We start from the raw sequence: 21,852 nt of genomic DNA on the forward strand, positions 1-21,852 counted from the left end.
CCCCCAATTTCCCGCGTCTTCTTCCGGCCTTTCCGGGATTTGGCGCGACAGGGTTGACCATCTTTGCGCCTGCATCCTATGTGCTGAATGGCCGCTTCGGATCGCATGCGGCGTTCGGCGGCGGCGAGCGATCAGCGGGGAAGGCAATGCCACAGCAAGTCAGTGGGAACATTCTCAAGCGTCAGATCTTCTTCTGGCTGGCGGCGCTCGTCTTTTTCATCGCCTTCCTTTATGTCTTCAGCTCGATCCTGTTGCCCTTCATCGCCGGCATGGCGATCGCCTATTTCCTCGATCCGGTGGCCGACCGGCTGGAGCGGCTGGGTCTGAGCCGCATGATGGCGACCATCGGCATTCTCGTTGCCTTCGTCATCGTCTTCGCGCTGGCGCTGATGATCCTCATTCCGGTGCTGATCAGCCAGTTCAACGATTTCGCTCAACGTCTGCCGGGTTATATCAGCCAATTGCAGCAGTTCATCACGCAGGCGCAGAATTCGCTGCTGCCGGACTGGGTCGAGAACCAGATGGGCGCGATCAAGGACAATCTCTCCGGCATCCTGTCGGAGGGCATGGGCTTCCTCACCGGGCTCTTTGCGCAGATCTGGAATTCCGGCAAGGCGATCGTCGACGTCATATCGCTGCTTGTGGTCACCCCCGTCGTCGCCTTCTACATCCTGCTCGATTGGGACCGTATGGTCGCCAAGGTCGATCAGTGGATCCCGCGCGATTATGTCAGCGATGTTCGCCAGATCGCCAAGGAGATTGACCAGGCAATCGCCGGTTTCATTCGCGGCCAGGGCTCGCTCTGCCTCATCCTCGGCATCTATTATGCCGTCGGCCTTTCTCTCGTCGGGCTGAATTTCGGCCTGCTGATCGGCCTCTTCGCCGGCATGATCAGTTTCATTCCCTATGTCGGCTCGATGGTTGGCCTCGTGCTCGCCATCGGCGTGGCGCTTGTGCAGTTCTGGCCCGATTATCCGTGGATCGGGCTGGTGCTCGTCGTCTTCTTCAGCGGTCAGTTCCTCGAGGGCAACATTCTGCAGCCGAAGCTCGTCGGCTCCAGCGTCGGCCTGCATCCGGTCTGGCTGATGTTTGCGCTGTTTGCCTTCGGCGCGCTCTTCGGTTTCGTCGGGCTTCTGGTTGCGGTGCCGGCGGCTGCGGCCGTCGGCGTCCTTGTTCGTTTCGCGCTTTCGCGCTACCTTCAGAGCGATCTTTATTTTGGCGGGTCGCCCAGTGGCCGCGCCCGGAAGACGAAATCAGTTCCCAATGAATGACGTGAAGAACGCTGATCCGAAGCGCAAGGCCGGAGAGCAGCTGCCGCTGGTCTTTTCGCACGATGCCGCAAGCGGGCGCGACGACCTGCTGATTTCGGAGCGTCTTGCCGCCGCCGTTTCGATCGTCGATGCCTGGCCGGCATGGCCGTCGCCGGTCGTCGTGCTCGCCGGCCCCGTCGGCTCCGGAAAATCGCATCTCGCCCGCATCTGGCGGGAATTGAGCGGCGCCGTCGACATCCATCCCGAGCTTGGCTCCGACGCCGCAATTGCTGCCGCCGCCGGCCCGGTGCTGTTCGAGGATGCCGACCGCCTCGGCTTCGACGACAACGCGCTCTTCCACGTCATCAACAGCGTCCGCGAAAACGGCACCAGCCTGTTGATGACCAGCCGCCTCTGGCCGATGTCGTGGCCGGTTTTGCTGCCCGATCTGCGCTCGCGCCTGAAAGCGGCAACCGTCGTCGAGATCGGCGAACCCGATGAGGCGCTGTTGTCGCAGGTGATCGTCAAGCTCTTTGCCGACCGGCAGCTTTATATAGATGACAAACTCGTGCTCTATATCGTTGTCAGGATGGAGCGGTCGCTGAACGCGGCCCAGACGATCGTCGAAAGGCTTGACCGGCTGGCCCTGTCGCGGGGCACGAAAATCACCCGGTCTCTTGCTGCCGAAGTATTGAATGAATTGGGAAATTCGGAACCGGCCGATTGACTGTCACAGTTCCGTCGTCAAACTGATATAATTGCCTTTGCGGTTGATAACGGGGTAAGCGGACCATGGATAGTGCAGTCGCAGAACAGCAGGAACTTACTCCTGAGATCAACGACAACGTCCCGCCGCTGGAAGAGCTGCTCAAGAGCCCCGAACGCTTCATCAACCGGGAGTTCTCCTGGCTGCAGTTCAACCGCCGTGTTCTGGAAGAGACTTTGAATACCGAGCATCCGCTGCTCGAGCGCGTCCGCTTCCTGTCGATCTCCGCCGCCAACCTCGATGAATTCTTCATGGTGCGTGTCGCTGGCCTCGAGGGTCAGGTGCGCCAGAACATCGTCATCCGCAGCCCCGACGGCAAGACGCCGGCCGAGCAGCTCGACTCGATCCTGCAGGAGATCGACCATCTGCAGATGGAGCAGCAGGCCTCGCTCGCCGTCCTGCAGCAATATCTCGCCAAAGAAGACATCCTGATCGTGCGTCCCGGCGCCTTGAGCGATGCCGACCGCCAATGGCTGGCCGCCGAATTCGAACAGGCGATCTTCCCTGTTTTAACGCCGCTATCGATCGATCCCGCCCATCCGTTCCCGTTCATTCCGAACCTCGGCTTCTCGATCGGTCTGCAGCTGGTCAGCAAGAATGGCCGCGAGCCGATGACGGCGCTGCTGCGCCTGCCGGTGGCACTCGACCGCTTCGTCCGCCTGCCGGATGATGGAAACACCATCCGCTACATCACGCTCGAAGATGTCGCCAACATCTTCATCCACCGGCTCTACCCGGGTTACGAGGTGCAGGGCTCCGGTACGTTCCGCGTCATCCGCGACAGCGATATCGAAGTCGAGGAAGAGGCCGAGGATCTCGTCCGCTTCTTCGAAACGGCGCTGAAGCGGCGCCGTCGCGGCAAGGTCATCCGCATCGAGACCGACTCGGAAATGCCGGCGTCGCTGCGTCAGTTCGTCGTTCAGGCGCTCAATATCCCTGATAATCGCGTCGCCGTTTTGCCGGGCCTTCTGGCATTGAACACCCTGTCCGAGATCACCAAGGCGCCGCGCGAGGATCTCAGGTATGCGCCCTACAATGCGCGATTTCCCGAGCGTGTTCGCGAGCATGCCGGCGACTGCTTCGCCGCCATTCGCGAAAAGGACATGGTCGTCCACCACCCCTACGAATCTTTCGACGTGGTGGTCCAGTTTCTGCTCCAGGCTGCGCGCGATCCTGATGTCCTGGCGATAAAGCAGACGCTTTATCGCACCTCCAACGACAGCCCGATTGTCCGCGCGCTGATCGACGCCGCCGAAGCCGGCAAGTCGGTGACGGCGCTGGTCGAGCTCAAGGCTCGCTTCGACGAAGAGGCGAATATCCGCTGGGCGCGCGATCTCGAGCGCGCCGGCGTGCAGGTCGTCTTCGGCTTCATCGAGCTCAAGACCCACGCCAAGATGTCGATGGTCGTCCGGCGCGAGGAAGGCAAGCTGCGAACCTATTGCCACCTCGGAACGGGCAACTACCACCCGATCACCGCGAAGATCTATACAGACCTCTCCTATTTCACTTGCAATCCGGTGATCGCCCACGACATGGCGAATATCTTCAACTTCATCACCGGCTACGGCGAGCCCGAACAGGGCATGCAGCTCGCCATCTCGCCCTATACGATGCGCCCGCGCATCCTGCGCCACATCGAGGAAGAGATCCAGCACGCCAGGAACGGTGCGCCTGCCGCGATCTGGATGAAGATGAACGCGCTTGTCGACCCCGACATCATCGATGCGCTCTATCGCGCCAGCCATGCCGGCGTCGAGATCGATCTCGTCGTGCGCGGCATCTGCTGCCTGCGCCCGCAGGTGCCCGGCCTTTCGGAAAAGATCCGCGTCAAGTCGATCGTCGGCCGCTTCCTCGAACACAGCCGCATCTTCTGCTTCGGCAATGGTCACGGCCTGCCATCCGACAAGGCGCTGGTTTACATCGGTTCGGCCGACATGATGCCGAGAAACCTCGATCGCCGCGTCGAAACCATGGTTCCGCTGACGAATCCGACCGTTCACGAGCAGGTCTTGTCACAGATTATGCTCGGCAACGTGATTGACAATCAACAAAGCTACGAGATATTGCCCGACGGTACGTCGCGACGCATGGAAGTGCGCAGGGGCGAAGAACCGTTCAATGCGCAGCAGTATTTCATGACCAATCCGAGCCTGTCGGGCCGTGGTGAAGCTCTGAAGTCCAGTGCGCCGAAGCTGATCGCCGGCCTGCTCGAAGGCCGCAACAACAAGTAAAACTGGACCTAAATGGTTGAATCTGAAGCCCAGGGGCGCCTTCCGGGGATCGCCCCGGTCTCCGTCGTCGATATTGGATCGAATTCTATTCGTCTTGTCGTCTACGAAGGCATGTCCCGTTCGCCAACCGTCCTCTTCAACGAAAAGGTCCTCTGCGGCCTCGGCAAGGGCGTCGCCCTTACCGGCAAGATGGATGAAGACAGCGTCGCGCGGGCTTTGGCGGCGCTGCACCGTTTCAAGGCTTTGTCCGATCAGGCGCGCGCTGCCACCATGTATGTGCTGGCAACGGCGGCCGCGCGCGAGGCGAGCAACGGTCCTGATTTCATCCACCAGGCGGAAACCATCCTTAACCGCAAGGTTCGCGTGCTCTCCGGCGAGGAGGAGGCGAAATTCGCTTCGCTCGGCATCATCAGCGGTTTTTACAATCCTGACGGCATTGCCGGCGATCTCGGCGGCGGCTCGCTGGAGCTGATCGATATCAAGGGCAAGGAGTTCGGCAAGGGCATCACGCTGCCGCTCGGCGGCCTGCGCCTATCGGAATATGCCGGCGGTTCGCTCTCCAAAGCCCAGAGCTTTGCCCGAAAGCAGCTGAAGACGGCAAAGCTGCTGTCGAAAGGCGAGGGCCGAACCTTCTACGCTGTCGGCGGTACCTGGCGAAACATCGCCAAGCTGCACATGGAAATCACTCATTATCCGCTGCACATGATGCAGGGGTATGAGGTGTCGTTCGAAGGAATGATGCAGTTCCTCGACCAGGTGGTGACTGCGCGCGACTCCAGGGAGCCGGCGCTGCAGGCCGTTTCCAAGCACCGCCGTTCGCTGCTGCCTTTCGGCGCCGTCGCCATGAAGGAAGTGCTGAGCGCGATGAAGCCGTCGTTGATTTCCTTCTCGGCGCAGGGTGTGCGCGAGGGATATCTTTATTCGCTGCTGTCGGAGGCCGAGCGCCGCGCCGATCCGCTGCTTGCCGCCGCCGGAGAACTGGCGATCCTGCGTGCCCGTTCGCCGGAGCATGCCCGCGAGCTGGCGGAATGGACCGGCCGCATGATGCCCCTCTTCGGCATCCAGGAAACCGAAGAGGAAAGCCGCTACCGCCAGGCCGCCTGTCTGCTTGCCGATATCAGCTGGCGCGCCCATCCTGACTATCGCGGCCTGCAGGCGCTGAACGTCATCGCCCACTCTTCCTTCGTCGGCATCAGTCATCCCGGCCGCGCCTTCATCGCGCTTTCCAACTATTACCGTTTCGAAGGCCTGCATGACGACGGCGCCACCGGTCAGCTGGCGCAGATCGCCACGCCGCAGCTCATCGAGCGCGCCAAGCTGCTCGGCGGCATGCTGCGCGTCGTCTACCTCTTCTCGGCCTCGATGCCCGGCATCGTCAAGAACCTGACCTTCCGCAAATCCTCGAGCCCGGACCTCGACCTCGAATTCGTCGTGCCTCCCGAATATCGCGACTTTGCAGGCGAACGCCTGGACGGCCGCCTGCAGCAGCTGTCGAAGCTAACGAACAAGCGGTTGGCGTTTCGGTTCGAGTAGGTCTGATTTGCGGCCGTTGTGCCGTGTGTGCCCCCCCCTCTGGCCTGTGTCCAGCCGATAGATGGGTAACAGATTGAACCGGATAGATGGGTTACAGTTCTCCCCCTTGTAAACCAGTGTCCGCCCCTGCGCCGGCTGGTCGGGGTTGCAGGGCGCTGGGGCGGACAAGCCGCTTGGTCTTCTTGTCGATGATGCCGAGCGGATGGGCATGGAAGCGTAGCGTCCAGATGCCCGCTTCACTCTCCTCGATCGCCACGACCTCGCCGGCCAGCGCTGCTGCGACATAGACGAGGTCACCGTTCCATTTGATCTCGCCACTGGAGCGCACCCGGCGCACCGCCGCCTCGGCCGGATAGTCCGGTTCAGGCAGGCGGTCGGGCAGGCGCCGCAGTGATGGTCGGTAATGATCAGCAGGCACGTCCATAGCGAGCGCCTCGTGTGGACGCTCGGCGTTGTAATTCTGGCGAAATGCGTCAAAGACCGCCTGCTGCGCGGCATGGTCGACCTCCGGCGCCATGGCCAGCGGCAGCATCGTCAGATGGAAGCGTTCGTGGCGGCCGTTCTGCTGCGGTTTGCCCGGCTGGATGCGCTCCAGGCCGATGCCGAGCTTGATGAACCGTACAGCAAGCGTCGTCAGCCCGGTGACGCCGATCGCCACGAAGGGCGAACCGTTGTCGCTGCGAAAGCGCTCCGGCAGTCCGTGCTCGGCAAACAGCCGCTCGAACACCGGCCAGGCCTCTACCTCGGCCGGCGTCGCGCAGGCTTCCAGCGCCAGCAGAAAGCGGCTCGCCGTATCCATCACCGTCAGTGGCTCGCAGCGCCGCCCATCGCGGGTCCTGAACCAGCCCTTGTAATCGGCGCTCCACACCGCATTGGGCCCGTTGGCCGGCGCGAACGGGCCGCAACCAGCCGCCCGCCAGCGATGCCGCCGGCGCCCGACCAGCCCGTGTCGCTTCAGGATCTCGCCTATCGTCGAGGCCGCCGGCCAGCAAAGCTGCGGCGCCGACCGCTTCAGCCGCGCCAGCACCTTCTTCGGCCCCCACTGCGGATTCGCCTCCTTCTCCGCCACGATCCGCGCCACCAGCTCCGCCGCCGTTGCCCGCCCGTGCTCAAGCGGCGCCCGCGGCAGGTCGATAAGCCCCGCAGGGCCGAGCGCCCGATACCGCTCCAACCATTTGTAGCCCGTCTTGCGCGATATCCCGTAGGCCGCACACAGCGCCGTCATCGTCTCCTCGCCCGCAAGACATTCCCCAACAAAGCGCAGCCGCTCGTCCATGATGCCAGTCTCTCTCCAAACCATCGCCGGGCCCTCCCGGCTGCTAGAGAACTGTCACCTATGTAAACGGTCCGTTCTGTTACCTATCTATCCGGGTCGGACACCTGCCGGCCATCTCCCCCACAGGTGGGGAGATTACAAGTGGCATGACCTTCTCGCATCTTGAACGTCTAGCCGAGTTGAATCGCTGATTGTTTGGGAACCCCCTGCGCCCAGCCAATCTCCCCACCTGTGGGGGAGATGCCCGGCAGGGCAGAGGGGGGCACACACGGCACAGCGTCAACGAAAAAGGGCGCCGCCTTCGCGCCGCCCTCCGTATTCCGTAGCAGAACCCCGAACCTACTTCGCGTTCAAAAACTCGCCAACCTCAAGCAGGCTGAACTCGTTATTGTCGGCCTTGTCGACGGCGCGGCCGGCCGAGAAGGGCAGGTTGTTGTCGTTGCCGATGATGATGTGCGTGGCGTCGACGCGATCGACGTTTTCGATCGTCACGAACGGCATGTCGTAGACGCCGTCCTTGCTGCCGGCCTTCTTCTTGTTGTCGGGGTCCTGAATGTTCAGGAGGTCGATATAGCCGATCTTGCGGACCGCCTTGCCGACATTGGCGTCGTTGAACTCGATCTTGTAGACGCGCTTCAGCACGGCCGGAGCTTCGAAACAATCCGGCTTCGGCTGCTTCGGGTCGGCGCAGGCCTTGTCCGTCGTGCCGGCGCCGTTGTCGCGCTCGATGACGAGAACGGTGGTGTCGTCGAGCACGTTGAAGTCGCCGATCGATACCCCCTTGTCCTCGAACGGATAGAGCCAGCTGCGGCCGGTCCACTTCTTGGACGCGACATCGAACTCGATGACGCGGATGGCGGTGTGGCCGTCGATGGTTTCTACCGTGCCGTCATCCTTGTAGATGGCGCCTTCGAGCAGGCCGTAGAGCTTGGCGCCGTCCTTGGACATGGCGAGGCCCTCGAAGCCGCCGGAGCGCTTCAGATTGAAGACCGGCATCTTGGCGGCCGGGTTGGCCGGAACCGAGAGAAGTGGATTGTCGGGCGAAAGCACCGGCTTGCCGTCGAGCGTCGTCGGGATGACGTCGGTGAGGCGGCCTGACGTGTCGAACTTCAGGATGTAGGGACCGAATTCGTCGCCGAGCCAGAAGCCGTCTACAACCGGCTGGATCGATTCGATGTCAAAGTCGGCGCCGGTGAGATAACGCGTGTCGGTGCCTTCAAGCACGATCGGGAACGGTGCAATCTTGTTGGGGTCGGAAAGGAAGAGGTTCTTGACGACTTCAGCCTTGTTGCCGGCCCAGTCGAACTTCATCTGGTGCAGGAAGAGCATGGAGTCAGACGAGTTGGACTTCGAGCCGAAGCCGTTGTCGGAGAGCGTCCAGAAGGTGCCGTCGGCCATCGTCTTGACCCCTGAGAAACCCTGGATCGGCTGACCGTCGAAGGGAAGCTTCAGATCGATGATGCGGGCGCCGTCCTTGCCGGGAGCGGTGCCGAGCGCTTCGGCGCGCTTACGGTCCGGCGTCGTAAACTTGCCGGAATGCTTGAGGAATTCGGGGGCATCGGCCGGTGCCGGAACCATGGTGTTGGCGGGCAGGATCGCCTGGCCGGCGAGTTTGGCCGGGAACTGCTGCTGGTCGGCCGAAGCGGCGCCCGCGACAAGGATGAAAAGCGATACGGAAGCAAAAAGGACGTTCTTCATAATATCCCCGTGGAGCGGATTGCAAAGGCCTTCCGCTTAGCAGGGCTTTAATGTCAGCGAATTGACGGTTGGGTGAAGCTTTGGTGACGTGAGGTCAGACGGTGCTCAGCCGTGCAGAATGACGGCCGGCGCGTTCAGCACGGTGACCGCGCGCGAGGAAAGCGCCATGACGCCGAGTGCCTGACCGCGTCCCTTCACGGCATGGGTGCCGAGATCCTCGCAGGATATCTCGTCAGGAAACTCCATGCGCCGGGCAAGCTCGCTGGATATCAGAACCGATCGGTTCAGACTGCGGCAGAGCGTCTCCAGCCGGGCAGTGGTGTTCACCGTATCGCCGAAATAGCTGATCTTATGATGATCGACACCGATTTCGGCGGTGATGATCTCGCCGCCGTGAAGGGCGGCGCGGAGCTTCGGTACCTGCCCGTAATTTTTCCGCCAGCCGGCGGCATTGGCTTCGATATCGGCAAGGATATCGAACATGCAGCGCACGCAGCGCGCATTCTTGACGCCGCGGGTAAGCGGCCAGGTGATGATCGCTGCATCGCCGACATAGTCATTGATCATGCCCTTGTGGCGCCTGACGGGCTCGGCGAAGGTTGCAAACAGCGAGCTCAGCAGCTGTTGCGCCCTGAGGTCGCCGTGCTTTTCGGCAAAAGCCGTCGAATCGACGAGGTCGATGAACAGAAAGACGCGCTCTTCCTTGACCGGATTGCGGTAGCGGCTGATGAGCATGCTGAGGAAAACTTCACGACCGAGCAGTTCTCGCACGCGCAAGACGAAGATCAGCATGGTGCAGACCGCCAACGCATAGACGAAGACTTCGAACGGCATGATGACGAGGTCGAGGAGCGACGCCGGCTTCACCATGCCGAGCGACCAGAGCAGCAGGCCGGCGCAGGCAAAGCCGATGCTCATCAGGATTTCGTAGATCAGCAGCTCGGTGATGATGAAGGCGAAGGTCGGCAGCTTCTGGATGCGCCTGTAGAGTGCTCGAAACAGCACCTTACGCTCGAAGGCGAGGATCGGCATGCCGATGAAGAGCGCGAAGATCGCCCCGACAATCGGTGTCTGATTGGAGTAGAACATCAGATCATAGATGACGCCGCTGGCCGCAAGGACGATCGTGATCAGGATCCAATTCTGTGTCGGAGATATTTCCCGCATGCCGCCTCTGCGCCGTGATGTTGGTTAAGGCCATTGTTTCAGGCCGGAAAAAACCGTCAAGCGAATTCGAATCTACAGCGCCGCGCGTCCTTTTCAGACGCGCGGCGCTGTAGCATTTGAATGACTGCGTGATTTTGTCCTAAAATCGATGCCGATTTAAGGCGTGATGCACTCGCCTCAGAGGCTGACGGTTTCGACCTTCCGGTCGACGAAGCGCAGAGCGATCGCGCCCTGGATCAGTTGCAGTGCCGGCTCGCCGAAAAGATCGCGCCGCCAGCCGTGCAGGGCGGCGACTTCGGCCTTCTCGCCCTCGGCGGCGATCTTGTCGAGATCCTCGCTGTTGGCGATCACCTTCGGCGCCACGCCGTGTTTTTCCGATATCAGCTTCAGCAGCACCTTCAGCAATTCGACGGCAGCAGCGGCCCCCTCGGGCGCCTGCGCCTGGCGCGGTACATGCGGCATATCGGCCTTCGGAAGAGCAAGAGCGGTGTTGACGGCCTCGATGACCGCGGCGCCGGAAGTCGAGCGCTCCCAACCCTTCGGAATGGTGCGCAGACGGCCGAGCGCCTCGGTATCCTTGGGCTGCTGCTGGGCGATCTCGTAGATCGCATCATCCTTCAGCACCCGCGAACGCGGCACGTTGCGGGCGCGCGCCTCGCGTTCGCGCCAGGCGGCGACATATTTCAGGATCGCCAGCTCCTGCGGCTTGCGCAGGCGCATCTTCAGCCGCTGCCAGGCATCGTCGGGATGCATGTCGTAGGTTTCGCGCGACTCGAGAATGTCCATTTCCTCGGAGAGCCAGGAGCTGCGGCCTTCGCGATCGAGTTCCGCCTTCAGTGACAGGTAGACGTCGCGCAGGTGGGTGACGTCAGCCAGCGCATAATCGAGCTGTTTGTCCGAGAGCGGCCGGCGGCTCCAGTCGGTGAAGCGCGACGACTTGTCGATATGGACGTTCTTGATGCGGCTGACCAACTGGTCATAGGAGACGCTGTCGCCGAAGCCGCAGACCATGGCGGCGACCTGCGTGTCGAAGATCGGATGCGGAATGAGATTGCCGCGATTGAAGATGATTTCGATGTCCTGGCGCGCCGCGTGAAAGACCTTCAGCACCTTCGTATCGGCCATCAGCTCGAAGAAGGGGGCGAGATCGATGCCCTTGGCCAGCGGATCGACGAGAACTTCCGTCCTCGGGCTTGCCATCTGGATCAGGCAGAGCTCCGGCCAGAAGGTCGTTTCGCGCAGGAATTCGGTGTCGATGGTGATGAAGTCGGACTTGGCCAGCTCTTTGCAGGCGGCCGCCAAATCGGCGGTGGTTTCGATCATATCATTTCATTCGCAAGGAAAAGGTCGGTTGAACCTTCCTTCTCCTTTCGGTTCGATATGTCAATACAACAGCATACGCTTCGAGCATTGCTGGCGAAGAATCACGTCCAAACTGAGGCAAGGTGCGATGCACGGCTGCAATCGCGGTGAAAGTGCAGGCGGCCTCAGCTTACCCTGAGATAGCTCGTCATCCCCGTCTTCTGATGCTCGATGATATGGCAATGCAGCAGCCAGTCGCCGGGATTGTCGGCGACGAAGGCAAGCTGCACCTTCTCGTCCGGCTGGATGAGATAGGTATCGGAGACCAGCGGCATCACCTCCCGCGTCGAGGAGGAGATCACCGTGAAGCTCATCCCGTGCAGATGGATCGGATGGGCATGCGGCGTGGTATTTTCCAGATTGAAGACATAGCTCTTGCCGAGTTTCAATTCCGCCAGCGGCGCCGTCGGATCGGGTGTATCGCCTGGCCATGGCACCTTGTTGATGGCCCAGAAACTGTAGCCCAGCGTGCCGCAGATGCTTTCGACGGCGGCATTCTCGGCAGTGGCGCTCAGTATCAGCGGGATCTGCTCGGCAGCGGTTAGATCGGCCTTCGGGACGGGGTTGTCGACAAGCGGCCCGAGATCTTCGATGGCGCGCTTCAACGATGATCCGACCGCGCGCAGGCTGGCGATCGTCTTCGGCGCCGTGCCGCGGATATCCTCCAGCGTCGCGACCGCGCCTTCATCATCCGGCATGCGCATGGCAAGATCGAGCCGTTGACCCGGTCCGATCTGCAGCAGGTCGAGGGGAAAACGCTTCGGCACCGGATTGCCGTCGATCGCAATCACGGTGGCATCGGCGCCTTCCATCTTCAACGAGAAGATCCGCGTCACGTCGGTCACGGCAATACGCAGCCGCACCAGCCCGCCGGCCGGCGCGTCATATCGTGGTTCCCGATGCCAGTTGGCGGTGCGCACCGTGCCGTAGGTGCCGGTCTTGGCAGCATCCCGCGGCCGGAAGGGAGCGATGAATTGTCCATCGCCGCCGAGCCGCCAGTCGCGCAGGTTCAGCACCACCTCGGCATCGAATTCCGGATCGGCCGGATCTTCGACGACGATGACACCGGTCATGCCGTGCCCCATCTGCGTCAGCGTGTTGCAATGCGGATGATACCAGAAGGTGCCGGCATCGGGCGGCGTGAAGGCATAGTCGAAGCTGTCGCCGGTATAGACGTAAGGCTGCGTCATGAACGGCACACCGTCCATGCGGTTGTCGATGCGCAGCCCGTGCCAGTGGATCGTCGTCGGCTCGTCGAGTCCATTTTTCAGCCGCGCGGCGTAGGGCCGCCCCTTCCTCATCCGCAGGACCGGCGGCATGCCGTCATGGCCCCAGCTCATGATATCCGTGGTCGGTCCCGCCTCGGTCAGCATGGCTTCGGTCTTCACTGCCGTCAGCAGCTGCGGCTCGGGAGCCGCCTCGGCAAAACCGTATTTACCGGCAATGCCGATGCCGACACCATAGGCACCCGCAACAGCGGATGCCTTCAAGAGGTTGCGGCGGCTAAGGAGAGGCATGCGGACGCTCCACGGTGAGAATGCCGATCCTTGTAAAGTTGACCGGCAGCTTCAGCAATACAGGAAGCGCGGCCAAACTGCCGCAGCATACGGGTCGCAGCCTCGCCATAAACGCGTGCCAAACGCCCGGCCGCGTGCGCCAAGCCTTGACAAATCGGAGCGTCCATGCGCTTTTCCGCCCGATTTTCTTGTCGGCGCTTGAGGGTCTTGGAACCCTTGCTGCCGTCTTAAGCCACATCCAGGATTTGAGATCATGCATCGCTATCGCAGCCACACATGTGCCGCCCTCCGCAAGTCGGATGTCGGCTCGACCGTCCGTATTTCCGGCTGGGTTCACCGCGTTCGCGACCATGGCGGCGTTCTCTTCATCGACCTTCGCGACCATTACGGCATCACCCAGGTGGTCGCCGATCCTGATAGCCCGGCCTTCAAGATGGCGGAAACCGTGCGCGGCGAATGGGTCATCCGCATCGATGGCCTCGTCAAGGCGCGCACCGAAGACACCGTCAACAAGACCATGGCGACTGGCGAGATCGAGCTCTACGCGCAGGAGATCGAAGTCCTCTCCGCCGCCAAGGAATTGCCGCTGCCGATCTTCGGCGAGCCGGATTATCCCGAAGACGTCCGCCTGAAGTATCGCTTCCTCGATCTTCGCCGCGAAACGCTGCACAAGAACATCGTCAAGCGCACCCAGGTGATCTCCGCCATGCGCCGCGAAATGGGCAATGTCGGCTTTACCGAATATACGACGCCGATCCTGACGGCCTCCTCGCCGGAAGGCGCGCGCGACTTCCTCGTGCCGTCCCGCATCCATCCCGGCACCTTCTACGCGCTGCCGCAGGCGCCGCAGCAGTACAAGCAACTGCTGATGGTGGCGGGCTTCGACCGTTATTTCCAGATCGCGCCCTGCTTCCGCGACGAAGACCCGCGCGCCGACCGCCTACCGGGTGAATTCTACCAGCTCGACCTCGAAATGAGCTTCGTCACCCAGGAAGACGTCTGGGACACGATGGGTCCGCTGATGACAGGCATTTTCGAAGAGTTCGCCGAAGGCAAGCCGGTCACCAAGGAATGGCCGCGCATCCCCTATGACGTGGCGATCCGTAAATATGGTTCGGACAAGCCGGACCTGCGCAACCCCATCGTCATGGAAGCGGTCACCGAACATTTCGCCGGCTCCGGCTTCAAGGTCTTCGCCGGCATGATCGCCTCTAACCCGAAGGTCGAGATCTGGGCGATCCCGGCAAAGACCGGCGGTTCCAGAGCGTTCTGCGATCGCATGAATGCCTGGGCGCAGTCGACCGGTCAGCCTGGCCTCGGCTACATCTTCTGGCGCAAGGAAGGTGACAAGCTCGAGGGCGCCGGCCCGCTTGCAAAGAACATCGGCGAGGAGCGCACCGACGCGATCCGTACCCAGCTCGGTCTCGATGACGGGGACGCCTGCTTCTTCGTTGCCGGCGATCCGGCGAAGTTCTACAAGTTTGCCGGTGAAGCCCGCACCAAGGCCGGCGAAGAGCTGAACCTTGTCGATCGCGACCGTTTCGAACTCTGCTGGATCGTCGACTTCCCGTTCTTCGAATGGAGCGAGGAAGAAAAGAAAGTCGATTTCGCGCACAACCCGTTCTCGATGCCGCAGGGCGGCCTCGAAGCGCTGCAGAGCCAGGATCCGTTGACCATCAAGGCGTTCCAGTATGATGCCGTCTGCAACGGCTTCGAAATCGCCTCAGGCTCGATCCGTAACCAGTCGCCGGAAACCATGGTGGCCGCCTTCGAGAAGGTCGGCCTCAGCCAGCAGGATGTCGAGGATCGTTTCGGCGGCCTCTATCGCGCCTTCCAGTACGGCGCGCCCCCGCATGGCGGTGCTGCCTTCGGTATCGACCGTATCATCATGCTGCTCGTCGGCGCGAAGAACCTGCGCGAAATCTCGCTGTTCCCGATGAACCAGCAGGCCCAGGACCTGCTGATGGGCGCGCCGAGCCCGGCAACCCCGACACAGCTGCGCGAGCTCTCGATCCGGCCGATCCCGCCGGTCAAGAAAGACTGAGATCATCTGATCCCGAATGCAAAAGCCCGGCAATCGCCGGGCTTTTCTGCTTGTATCGTTCGTTCACAATGCCGCATAGATCGCCTCGCGAAGATCGACCGTGAACTTGCCCCACATGCCCTCCAGCGTCGTGTTGGTCAGCGCAACGACGGTCAGCCCATTAGCAGGGTCGATGAACCAGCTATGGCCATAGACGCCGCCCCATTTCAGCGTGCCGGTGGGGAAGGGCACGCCTGCCTCTGGCGGATTGGTGATGACTGACCAGCCGAAGCCAAACCCGGAGCCGGGCTCGTGCTGCTGGCGGCGCCCGCTGGCCTGGTCCGTCGCCATCATCCCTACGGTTTCGGTCGAGAGCAGCGGTGCACCACCTCTACGGATGGTTTCGAGTATGGCCAGGATATCACCCGCCGTTCCCGCCATGCCGGCGCCGCCGGAATGATAGGAGGCGGGATCGAAGATGCGGTTCGGCGCGAAGCGGATGGGGCCCATCAGCGACATCACCATCGCAGTCTCGCCCATCAGTGCCGGTTCCGGTGAAGCGTCCATATAGGCCGCTGCCAGCCGGCTGCGGTCGCGAACCGAAAACGCCGTGTCGGCAAGGCCAAGCGGTTTGGTCACCAGTTCAGCGACGGCCTCGCCCAGCGGCACGCCCGTTTCCGCCTCGATGACGCCGCCGAGAACATCCATGGCGACGGAATATTGCCAATCGCTTCCCGGCGCGAAGCGCAGTGGTGCGCTGGCGATCCGCCGCAGGTTCTCGGCCAGCGACAGTCCGGGCTCGGCGAGGCCGTCGGAAACGCCGGCGCGGGCATAGGGACCGCCTTCCTCTTCGGAGAACCTATAGCCGAGCCCGGATGTATGGGTCAGCAAGTGGCGGATGCGAATGGTTGCTTCGCCACCGTCAGGCAGCCTCGGCCGGAAGTCCGGCAGCCATCTCGTCACTGGGTCGTCGAGCCCGATTCTCGCCTGTTCGACGAGCCGCATCGCGGCGATGGTGACGATCGGCTTGGTGATGGAAGCAAGCCTGAAGATGGTGTCCTCACGCATCGCCAGACCGCTTTCGCGGTCGGCAAGGCCGGCGGCGCGGCGATGCACGATCTCTCCGTCGCGGGCGATAAGCACCACCGTTCCCACAAGCCGTTTGTCGTGGAGAGCACTTGTGATGGCCGCATCGACTGCTGCTGCAAGCGATGAATTCCTGTCGGCGTCTGCCATTTCAAGGGGAAGACTCATCAGATTAAACCTTCTATAATCACAATGACCGTTCCTGAATATAGAAAGCCGCCTCGAATTTCTAGAGTGATCATTGTGAAAAATAGCCGAGACGTGGAAAATTCTACCGCCCGCCGCCGCGGCCGTCCGCCGGCCTTCGACCGCGAGACAGTGCTGTCGGCTGCCCGCGAGACCTTCTGGGCGCATGGATATGAGGGCGCCTCGATCGCCGATCTCACTGCCGCCATGGGCATCACGCCGCAAAGCCTCTATGCCGCCTTCAACTCGAAGGCCGATCTCTATCGCGCGGCGCTGGAGCAATACCGAGCGCTAGGTTCCGACACGTTTTCCGCGCTTGGCGAGCCGATCGACACCGTCTCCACCTTCGAGCGCATATTGCGGGGCTCGGCCGCGATCTTCTCGGCTCCGGAGCATCCGAAAGGCTGCATGATCTCGACGGCTGTGCTGAACTGCGCCAGCGAGAATGCCGTGATCGCCGACCATGTCGCAGCGATGCGCCGTCGGTCGCTGGACGCTTTCACGGCGAGGATCGAGCGTGGCATCCGCGAGGGCGACATGAAGTCCGAGACGAACCCCCGCGCGCTGGCACGGTTTCTCTGTGCCATCATCCAGGGCATGTCGGTGCAGGCGAGGGACGGCGCATTGCTAGAGGAATTGCTTGATATCGCAGTCCTCGCCATCGCCGAGGTCGCCCGTCATCGCGCCTGAAAACGAAAAGGCCCGCCAGTACCGAAAACTGCCGGACCCTTTCGTCGCGAGATCGAAGCGATCAGTCGTTGGCGGTAACCTTGACGCCGAGCACCTGCGGCAGCGTGTTCGGCGCGCCCATGGCGGCGCCCACGATCGTCGGGAACGGCACCGGCTTTTCGGGAGCGGCCTTGACGGTCAGGCTTTTCGGATCGTCGAGGAAGGTGTTGACGGCAGCCGAAACGGCGTTCTGCAGTTCCGGGATATTGAGCTGCGCGATCATGATCGGCGTCATCGCCTTCAGCGAATCCGCCATCTGCTTGCCGGACATGTTCTGCTGCGAACCGGCATAATCGAGCGCGCGCTTGGTGATCGAGGCATCTTCGAAGCGCACCTGCGCCGCCTCGAAGGACAGCTGCTGCATCAGGCCGAGCATGGCAAGACCGAGTGCCTGCTGCGATTCTTCCTTGTTCGCACTGGCTTCAGATTGCTTCATCGCATCCTGCAGCGACTTTACGAAGGCCATCGTGTAGCCCGAGATCTTGAAGCCAAGGTTCAGCTTGCCGATGTTGGTGAAGTCGAAGGCGAATTCCGAAATGTCGATCGTGCCGGGCGCAAGTTCCCAAGCGCCCTTCATGGTGATGTCGCCCTGGACGTGCTGCAGGGCCAGCTTCTCGATCGCGTCCTTGCTCTGCGGATCCTCGGCTTTGCTGAGATCGGCCTTCATGCTTTTGAAGGCGCCGTCAAAATCGAAGCCGGATTCGTCTTCGCGCAGCGTCAGATTGACGTCGGTTTCGAGCAGCGAGAACACTTCCGCCCCATCCTTGACCACCTTAAGCGGGCCGGTATGGGCGGTTTCATAAAGCATCATCGTATCGAGCGTGTCGCCGCCCGCCGTTGCCGGGATCGAGATGCCGCCGAGCGTCAGCTCCTGCGCCGTGACGGTGACGCCGTCTTTGGTGGTGTTGATATCGGGGAAGGCGGCCTCTTCGATGTAATAGCCGCCATCCTCGTCTTCTTCGACGCCGGAAAGGGTGACTTCGCCAACGGCCAGGCTTTCGCCGCCGGCCGATTTGACGCTGACATTCTTCAGCGTCGCGGTCGTGCCGTCGATATCGACGGCGTCAGCCGAAATCGTTCCGCCCTGTACGGCATAGGCGGCATTGAGCTTCTTCAGCAGATCGGCGCCGTCGAGGGCGAAAGCCGAACCGGCGAGTGAGAAAAAGGCGGCGCCCGACAGCATCAGCCGCGTTGTCCGGGAAAAGTTCATGGGGTGATTCCTCTGGTGGCGTGGTGGCGGTTGGAAATCTGCAGTTACGCTACTACGGATTAGGCCCGCTTTATATTTGCGGATCTCTAAATTTCTGTTGAGAGGAACGGCAAACGAAGTCCAAATTGCGGCGGAGCGTTTGTCTCATCCTTTGATGTCAGTCCCAAGACTTCATCCACAGCTGCAATGGCCCCGATTCCTTGCCCGCCAGCCTCTTCTGAGCTAGTCAGAACCTATGGGACAAGAGATTTTGCCGCCTTCAGGCGGAGACGACGATCACATCCAACCGGTCGACCTCAAGGCGGCGCTCGAGCAGCGTTACCTTGCCTATGCGTTGTCGACCATTATGCACCGCGCCCTGCCTGACGTGCGCGACGGGCTGAAGCCTGTCCATCGCCGCATCGTCTATGCGATGAACGAGATGGGGCTGAGGCCGAACTCGGCCTTCAGAAAATGCGCCAAGATCGTCGGCGAAGTGATGGGTAACTACCATCCGCACGGCGACCAGTCGATCTACGACGCGCTTGCCCGTCTCGCCCAGGATTTCTCGCAGCGCTACACGCTGGTCAACGGCCAGGGCAATTTCGGCAATATCGACGGCGACAGCCCCGCCGCCATGCGTTACACCGAATCGAAGATGACGGCGGTCTCCGAACTGCTGCTCGAAGGCATCGATCAGGATGCCGTCGATTTCCGCGACACTTACGACGAATCGAATTCCGAGCCGGTCGTTCTTCCCGGCGCCTTCCCGAACCTGCTCGCCAACGGCTCCTCCGGCATCGCCGTCGGCATGGCGACCTCGATCCCGTCGCACAATGCCCACGAGCTTTGCGACGCCGCCCTGCATCTGATCAAACATCCCGATGCGACCGTCGAAAAGCTGGTCGAATTCATTCCCGGCCCGGATTTCCCCACCGGCGGCATCATCATCGATAGCCGCGACAGCATCATCGAGAGCTACCGCACCGGCCGCGGCGGTTTCCGCGTGCGGGCGAAATGGCAGACGGAAGATCTCGGCCGCGGCGGCTATCAGATCGTCATCACCGAAATTCCCTTCCAGGTGCAGAAATCGCGGCTGATCGAGAAGATCGCCGAGCTGCTGATCGCCCGCAAGCTGCCGCTGCTGGAAGATATCCGCGACGAATCGGCCGAAGACATCCGTGTCGTCCTGGTGCCGAAGACCCGCAGCGTCGATCCGACGATCCTGATGGAATCGATGTTCAAGCTGACGGAGCTCGAAAGCCGATTCCCGCTCAACATGAACGTGCTCTCCATGGGCCGCATCCCGCGGGTCATGGCGCTGAACGAGGTGTTGAAGGAGTGGCTGGACCACCGCCGCGAAGTTCTGCAGCGTCGCTCGCGCTTCCGTCTGGCGGCAATCGACAGACGCCTTGAAATCCTCAGCGGCCTGCTGGTCGCCTACCTCAACATCGATGAGGTCATCCGCATCATCCGCGAGGAGGACGAGCCGAAGCCGGTCATGATGGCGCGCTGGGATCTCACCGACAATCAGGTCGAGGCGATCCTCAATATGCGGTTGCGCGCCTTGCGCAAGCTGGAAGAGTTCGAGATTCGCAAGGAATTCGACGAACTCACCAAGGAAAAGGGCGAGATCGAGACGCTGCTTTCCTCCGACGACAAGCAGTGGCAGACGGTCGCCTGGGAAATCGGCGAAGTGAAGAAGAAATTCGCCAAGGCGACCGAGATCGGTCGCCGCCGCACCCAGTTTGCCGATGCGCCCGAGACCGACGAGGAAGCAATCCAGCAGGCGATGATCGAGAAGGAACCGATCACCGTCGTCATTTCCGAAAAGGGTTGGATCCGCGCGTTGAAGGGCCATATCGCCGATACGGCGACGCTGACCTTCAAGGAAGGCGACGGCTTGAAGATCGCCTTCCCAGCGCAGACCACGGATAAGATCCTGATCCTCACCACAGGCGGCAAGGTCTTCACCCTCGGCGGCGACAAGCTGCCGGGCGGTCGCGGTCATGGCGAGCCGCTGCGCATCATCGTCGATATGGATAACGACCAGGCGGTGCTGACCGCTTTCGTCCATGATCCCTCGCGCAAGCAACTGATCGTCTCGACCGCCGGCAACGGCTTCGTCGTTCCCGAAGCCGAGCTGGTCGCCAATACCCGCAAGGGCAAGCAGATCATGAATGTCGGGCTGCCCGAGGAAACCCAGCTGCTCGTGCCCGTCAGCGGCGACCATGTCGCCGTCGTCGGCGAAAACCGCAAGCTGCTGGTCTTCCCGCTGGCCCAGGTGCCGGAAATGTCGCGCGGCAAGGGCGTACGTCTGCAGCGTTACAAGGATGGCGGCATTTCCGACGTTCGCTGCTTCGCGATATCGGACGGCCTCGTCTGGGAAGACAGCGCCGGTCGAACCTTCACGAAGAACAAAGACGAGCTTGCCGAATGGCTGGCCGATCGCGCCACCGCCGGCCGCACCGTGCCGAAGGGTTTCCCGCGTAGCGGCAAATTCGCCGGCTAAAGCATAACAGCGTCCCGCGTCCTTTCAGACGCGCAAAGGACGCCGTAACAATTTGAATTGCTGGATAATTTATCCTTCAATCGATTCTGATTGAAGGAATTATCCAGTAAATTCCGCCCCCGACTCTTGGCGGGCGCAACAACTCCTCTATCTCATTGATGTTACCAAAAATACGAACAGGCCGGCTCAGAAGGCGGACGAGATGGCCGCGGCCCGTGCGCTTGGGGAAGTGCGCGTGCCCTTAACGGAGGAAAATCGATGCCCGCCAGCACCATCAAACTGCATGTCAGCCACACCTACAAAGCGCCGCCCGCCGTCGTTTACGACGCGTGGCTCAACCCCGAAATCGCCCGCCGCTTCCTGTTTGCGACCGATGACGGTCATGTCATTCGCGCCGAAATCGATCCGCACGTCGGCGGCCGTTTCTTCGTCGTCGACCGCCGCCCGACCGGCGACGCCTTTCATCAGGGCGTCTTCCTGGAACTGAAGCGCCCGCAGCGCATGGTCTTCAGCTTCTCCGTCGAGGAGCACGATCACAATTGCGACCGCGTCGAGATCAACATCGAGCCTCTCGGCGGCGGCAGCCGTCTGACGCTGACCCATGAAATGTGCGCCGAATGGGCCGAACACGAGGAAAAGACCCGGCAAGGCTGGGCGCATGTGGTCGAAGGTCTTGGCAGGGAACTGGAGCAGCAGCAGTTCAAGGCTACGGGCTGAGGGGTACGCTGAAATCCCGCAGGAAGCGGGTAGCGCCTTCCTCGTCGATCTCGCCGGCGGCTACCTCTAGTACAAATGCAATGACCTGCGCGTTGTCGGCATTGATGACATAGCGGTTGATGTAGAGAAACGTAAACGCCGCAAGATAGCCTGTGCGCTTGTTTCCATCCACGAATGGGTGGTTTCTGACAATGGCATAGAGATAGGCTGCGGCGAGTACGAAGATGTCTGTCTCGCCGTATGCAGCCTTGTTAAGCGGGCGTGCCAAGCTGGTTTCCAATGCATTGGTATCCCGCAGGCCAGCCAGACCGCCATGCTCGGCAATTTGCTCATCGTGCATATTTTCAATTGCTTGGCGGCTCAGCCACTTAAGCCGTATCATTTTGCGAGTTCGCGGAGCGCCACCCGATATTTTTCCATGCCGATGCGGGCTGCCCGCATTTGCTCGGCAAGGTCGGCGGATTCCGGTACAAGCTGAATATTACCCTCGACCTCTCGCAGTTCGAGGCTGTCGCCGCTGCTCAAGCCCAGCCGCTGCAGTACCTCTTTAGGGATAATAACGCCCTCGGAATTGCCGATCTTTCGAATTGTGACGTTCATCGCCTCATCC

17 protein-coding genes are annotated in these 21,852 nt (G+C 61.5%); 8 read left to right on the forward strand and 9 right to left on the reverse strand.

Going from position 1 to position 21,852, the window contains the following annotated elements:
- The first annotated feature begins 146 nt into the window (after positions 1-146).
- The 4 genes from AC25BC_RS06470 (at position 147) to ppx (ending at position 5,780) form a co-directional block, all read left to right on the forward strand.
- Positions 147-1,271 (forward strand): AI-2E family transporter, encoded by a 1,125-nt coding sequence (locus AC25BC_RS06470; protein WP_012756864.1) that lies wholly within the window; start codon positions 147-149, stop codon positions 1,269-1,271.
- Positions 1,264-1,977 carry a DnaA regulatory inactivator HdaA gene (gene hdaA / locus AC25BC_RS06475; RefSeq protein WP_012756865.1) on the forward strand — a complete coding sequence of 238 codons (714 nt, stop codon included), beginning with the start codon at positions 1,264-1,266 and terminating at the stop codon, positions 1,975-1,977. Before AC25BC_RS06470 ends, hdaA begins: the two co-directional genes overlap by 8 nt.
- A gap of 65 nt (positions 1,978-2,042) precedes the next feature.
- Positions 2,043-4,247 carry an RNA degradosome polyphosphate kinase gene (locus AC25BC_RS06480; RefSeq protein ID WP_012756866.1) on the forward strand — a complete coding sequence of 735 codons (2,205 nt, stop codon included), beginning with the start codon at positions 2,043-2,045 and terminating at the stop codon, positions 4,245-4,247.
- Positions 4,248-4,259: 12 nt separating this feature from the next.
- Positions 4,260-5,780 carry an exopolyphosphatase gene (gene ppx, locus AC25BC_RS06485; RefSeq protein ID WP_012756867.1) on the forward strand — a complete coding sequence of 507 codons (1,521 nt, stop codon included), beginning with the start codon at positions 4,260-4,262 and terminating at the stop codon, positions 5,778-5,780.
- A gap of 91 nt (positions 5,781-5,871) precedes the next feature.
- On the opposite strand, the gene AC25BC_RS06490 is transcribed toward ppx, so the two are convergent.
- From AC25BC_RS06490 to AC25BC_RS06510, 5 genes are all read right to left on the reverse strand, one after another.
- On the reverse strand, positions 5,872-7,080 hold the full coding sequence (locus AC25BC_RS06490) for a helix-turn-helix domain-containing protein (RefSeq protein ID WP_012756868.1): 1,209 nt from the start codon (positions 7,078-7,080) through the stop codon (positions 5,872-5,874).
- A 315-nt stretch (positions 7,081-7,395) separates the two neighbouring features.
- Positions 7,396-8,754, reverse strand: coding sequence for an esterase-like activity of phytase family protein (locus AC25BC_RS06495; RefSeq protein WP_128439627.1), 1,359 nt, complete (start codon positions 8,752-8,754; stop codon positions 7,396-7,398).
- Between the two features lie 105 nt (positions 8,755-8,859).
- Positions 8,860-9,921 carry an adenylate/guanylate cyclase domain-containing protein gene (locus tag AC25BC_RS06500; RefSeq protein ID WP_012756870.1) on the reverse strand — a complete coding sequence of 354 codons (1,062 nt, stop codon included), beginning with the start codon at positions 9,919-9,921 and terminating at the stop codon, positions 8,860-8,862.
- A 177-nt stretch (positions 9,922-10,098) separates the two neighbouring features.
- Complete coding sequence (rnd, locus tag AC25BC_RS06505) at positions 10,099-11,244, reverse strand: ribonuclease D (RefSeq protein ID WP_012756871.1); 1,146 nt, start codon at positions 11,242-11,244, stop codon at positions 10,099-10,101.
- Positions 11,245-11,408: 164 nt separating this feature from the next.
- Positions 11,409-12,800, reverse strand: a complete 1,392-nt coding sequence (locus AC25BC_RS06510; RefSeq protein WP_012756872.1) for a multicopper oxidase family protein — start codon at positions 12,798-12,800, stop codon at positions 11,409-11,411.
- A gap of 253 nt (positions 12,801-13,053) precedes the next feature.
- Between AC25BC_RS06510 and aspS the strand changes: the two genes are divergently transcribed.
- Entirely contained in the window at positions 13,054-14,844 is a 1,791-nt protein-coding gene (gene aspS, locus AC25BC_RS06515) for an aspartate--tRNA ligase (protein ID WP_012756873.1), read from the forward strand.
- A gap of 63 nt (positions 14,845-14,907) precedes the next feature.
- Here aspS and AC25BC_RS06520 read toward each other — a convergent pair whose 3' ends face one another.
- Positions 14,908-16,077, reverse strand: coding sequence for a serine hydrolase domain-containing protein (locus AC25BC_RS06520; protein ID WP_012756874.1), 1,170 nt, complete (start codon positions 16,075-16,077; stop codon positions 14,908-14,910).
- A gap of 66 nt (positions 16,078-16,143) precedes the next feature.
- Between AC25BC_RS06520 and AC25BC_RS06525 the strand changes: the two genes are divergently transcribed.
- The gene (locus AC25BC_RS06525) at positions 16,144-16,785 is read left to right on the forward strand and encodes a TetR/AcrR family transcriptional regulator (protein ID WP_128439628.1); all 642 of its coding nucleotides are present in this window, start codon (positions 16,144-16,146) and stop codon (positions 16,783-16,785) included.
- Positions 16,786-16,846: 61 nt separating this feature from the next.
- On the opposite strand, the gene AC25BC_RS06530 is transcribed toward AC25BC_RS06525, so the two are convergent.
- Positions 16,847-18,034, reverse strand: a complete 1,188-nt coding sequence (locus tag AC25BC_RS06530) for a YdgA family protein (RefSeq protein WP_128439629.1) — start codon at positions 18,032-18,034, stop codon at positions 16,847-16,849.
- Positions 18,035-18,269: 235 nt separating this feature from the next.
- Here AC25BC_RS06530 and parC point away from each other — a divergent pair, with 235 nt between their 5' ends.
- Together parC and AC25BC_RS06540 are read left to right on the forward strand one after the other, a co-directional pair.
- Positions 18,270-20,525, forward strand: a complete 2,256-nt coding sequence (gene parC, locus AC25BC_RS06535; RefSeq protein WP_128439630.1) for a DNA topoisomerase IV subunit A — start codon at positions 18,270-18,272, stop codon at positions 20,523-20,525.
- A 258-nt stretch (positions 20,526-20,783) separates the two neighbouring features.
- A complete protein-coding gene (locus AC25BC_RS06540; RefSeq protein WP_012756877.1) occupies positions 20,784-21,242 on the forward strand; it encodes an SRPBCC family protein in 459 nt (152 codons plus the stop codon).
- Here AC25BC_RS06540 and AC25BC_RS06545 read toward each other — a convergent pair.
- Both AC25BC_RS06545 and AC25BC_RS06550 read right to left on the reverse strand, forming a co-directional pair.
- Entirely contained in the window at positions 21,232-21,624 is a 393-nt protein-coding gene (locus AC25BC_RS06545; protein ID WP_012756878.1) for a type II toxin-antitoxin system death-on-curing family toxin, read from the reverse strand. The two genes, AC25BC_RS06540 and AC25BC_RS06545, sit on opposite strands and share 11 nt — an antisense overlap.
- Complete coding sequence (locus AC25BC_RS06550; protein WP_012756879.1) at positions 21,621-21,842, reverse strand: AbrB/MazE/SpoVT family DNA-binding domain-containing protein; 222 nt, start codon at positions 21,840-21,842, stop codon at positions 21,621-21,623. Before AC25BC_RS06550 ends, AC25BC_RS06545 begins: the two co-directional genes overlap by 4 nt.
- Between the last annotated feature and the right edge of the window lie 10 nt (positions 21,843-21,852).

It is taken from the genome of Rhizobium sp. WSM409 (genome assembly GCF_057653825.1).

Excerpts from the sequence above, each read along its gene's own strand:
- AC25BC_RS06470 (WP_012756864.1), top strand. The coding sequence starts at position 147 with ATGCCACAGCAAGTCAGTGGGAACATTCTCAAGCGTCAGATCTTCTTC.
- hdaA (WP_012756865.1), top strand. The coding sequence starts at position 1,264 with ATGAATGACGTGAAGAACGCTGATCCGAAGCGCAAGGCCGGAGAGCAG.
- AC25BC_RS06480 (WP_012756866.1), top strand. The coding sequence starts at position 2,043 with ATGGATAGTGCAGTCGCAGAACAGCAGGAACTTACTCCTGAGATCAAC.
- ppx (WP_012756867.1), top strand. The coding sequence starts at position 4,260 with ATGGTTGAATCTGAAGCCCAGGGGCGCCTTCCGGGGATCGCCCCGGTC.
- AC25BC_RS06490 (WP_012756868.1), bottom strand. The coding sequence starts at position 7,080 with ATGGTTTGGAGAGAGACTGGCATCATGGACGAGCGGCTGCGCTTTGTT.
- AC25BC_RS06495 (WP_128439627.1), bottom strand. The coding sequence starts at position 8,754 with ATGAAGAACGTCCTTTTTGCTTCCGTATCGCTTTTCATCCTTGTCGCG.
- AC25BC_RS06500 (WP_012756870.1), bottom strand. The coding sequence starts at position 9,921 with ATGCGGGAAATATCTCCGACACAGAATTGGATCCTGATCACGATCGTC.
- rnd (WP_012756871.1), bottom strand. The coding sequence starts at position 11,244 with ATGATCGAAACCACCGCCGATTTGGCGGCCGCCTGCAAAGAGCTGGCC.
- AC25BC_RS06510 (WP_012756872.1), bottom strand. The coding sequence starts at position 12,800 with ATGCCTCTCCTTAGCCGCCGCAACCTCTTGAAGGCATCCGCTGTTGCG.
- aspS (WP_012756873.1), top strand. The coding sequence starts at position 13,054 with ATGCATCGCTATCGCAGCCACACATGTGCCGCCCTCCGCAAGTCGGAT.
- AC25BC_RS06520 (WP_012756874.1), bottom strand. The coding sequence starts at position 16,077 with ATGAGTCTTCCCCTTGAAATGGCAGACGCCGACAGGAATTCATCGCTT.
- AC25BC_RS06530 (WP_128439629.1), bottom strand. The coding sequence starts at position 18,034 with ATGAACTTTTCCCGGACAACGCGGCTGATGCTGTCGGGCGCCGCCTTT.
- parC (WP_128439630.1), top strand. The coding sequence starts at position 18,270 with ATGGGACAAGAGATTTTGCCGCCTTCAGGCGGAGACGACGATCACATC.
- AC25BC_RS06540 (WP_012756877.1), top strand. The coding sequence starts at position 20,784 with ATGCCCGCCAGCACCATCAAACTGCATGTCAGCCACACCTACAAAGCG.
- AC25BC_RS06545 (WP_012756878.1), bottom strand. The coding sequence starts at position 21,624 with ATGATACGGCTTAAGTGGCTGAGCCGCCAAGCAATTGAAAATATGCAC.
- AC25BC_RS06550 (WP_012756879.1), bottom strand. The coding sequence starts at position 21,842 with ATGAACGTCACAATTCGAAAGATCGGCAATTCCGAGGGCGTTATTATC.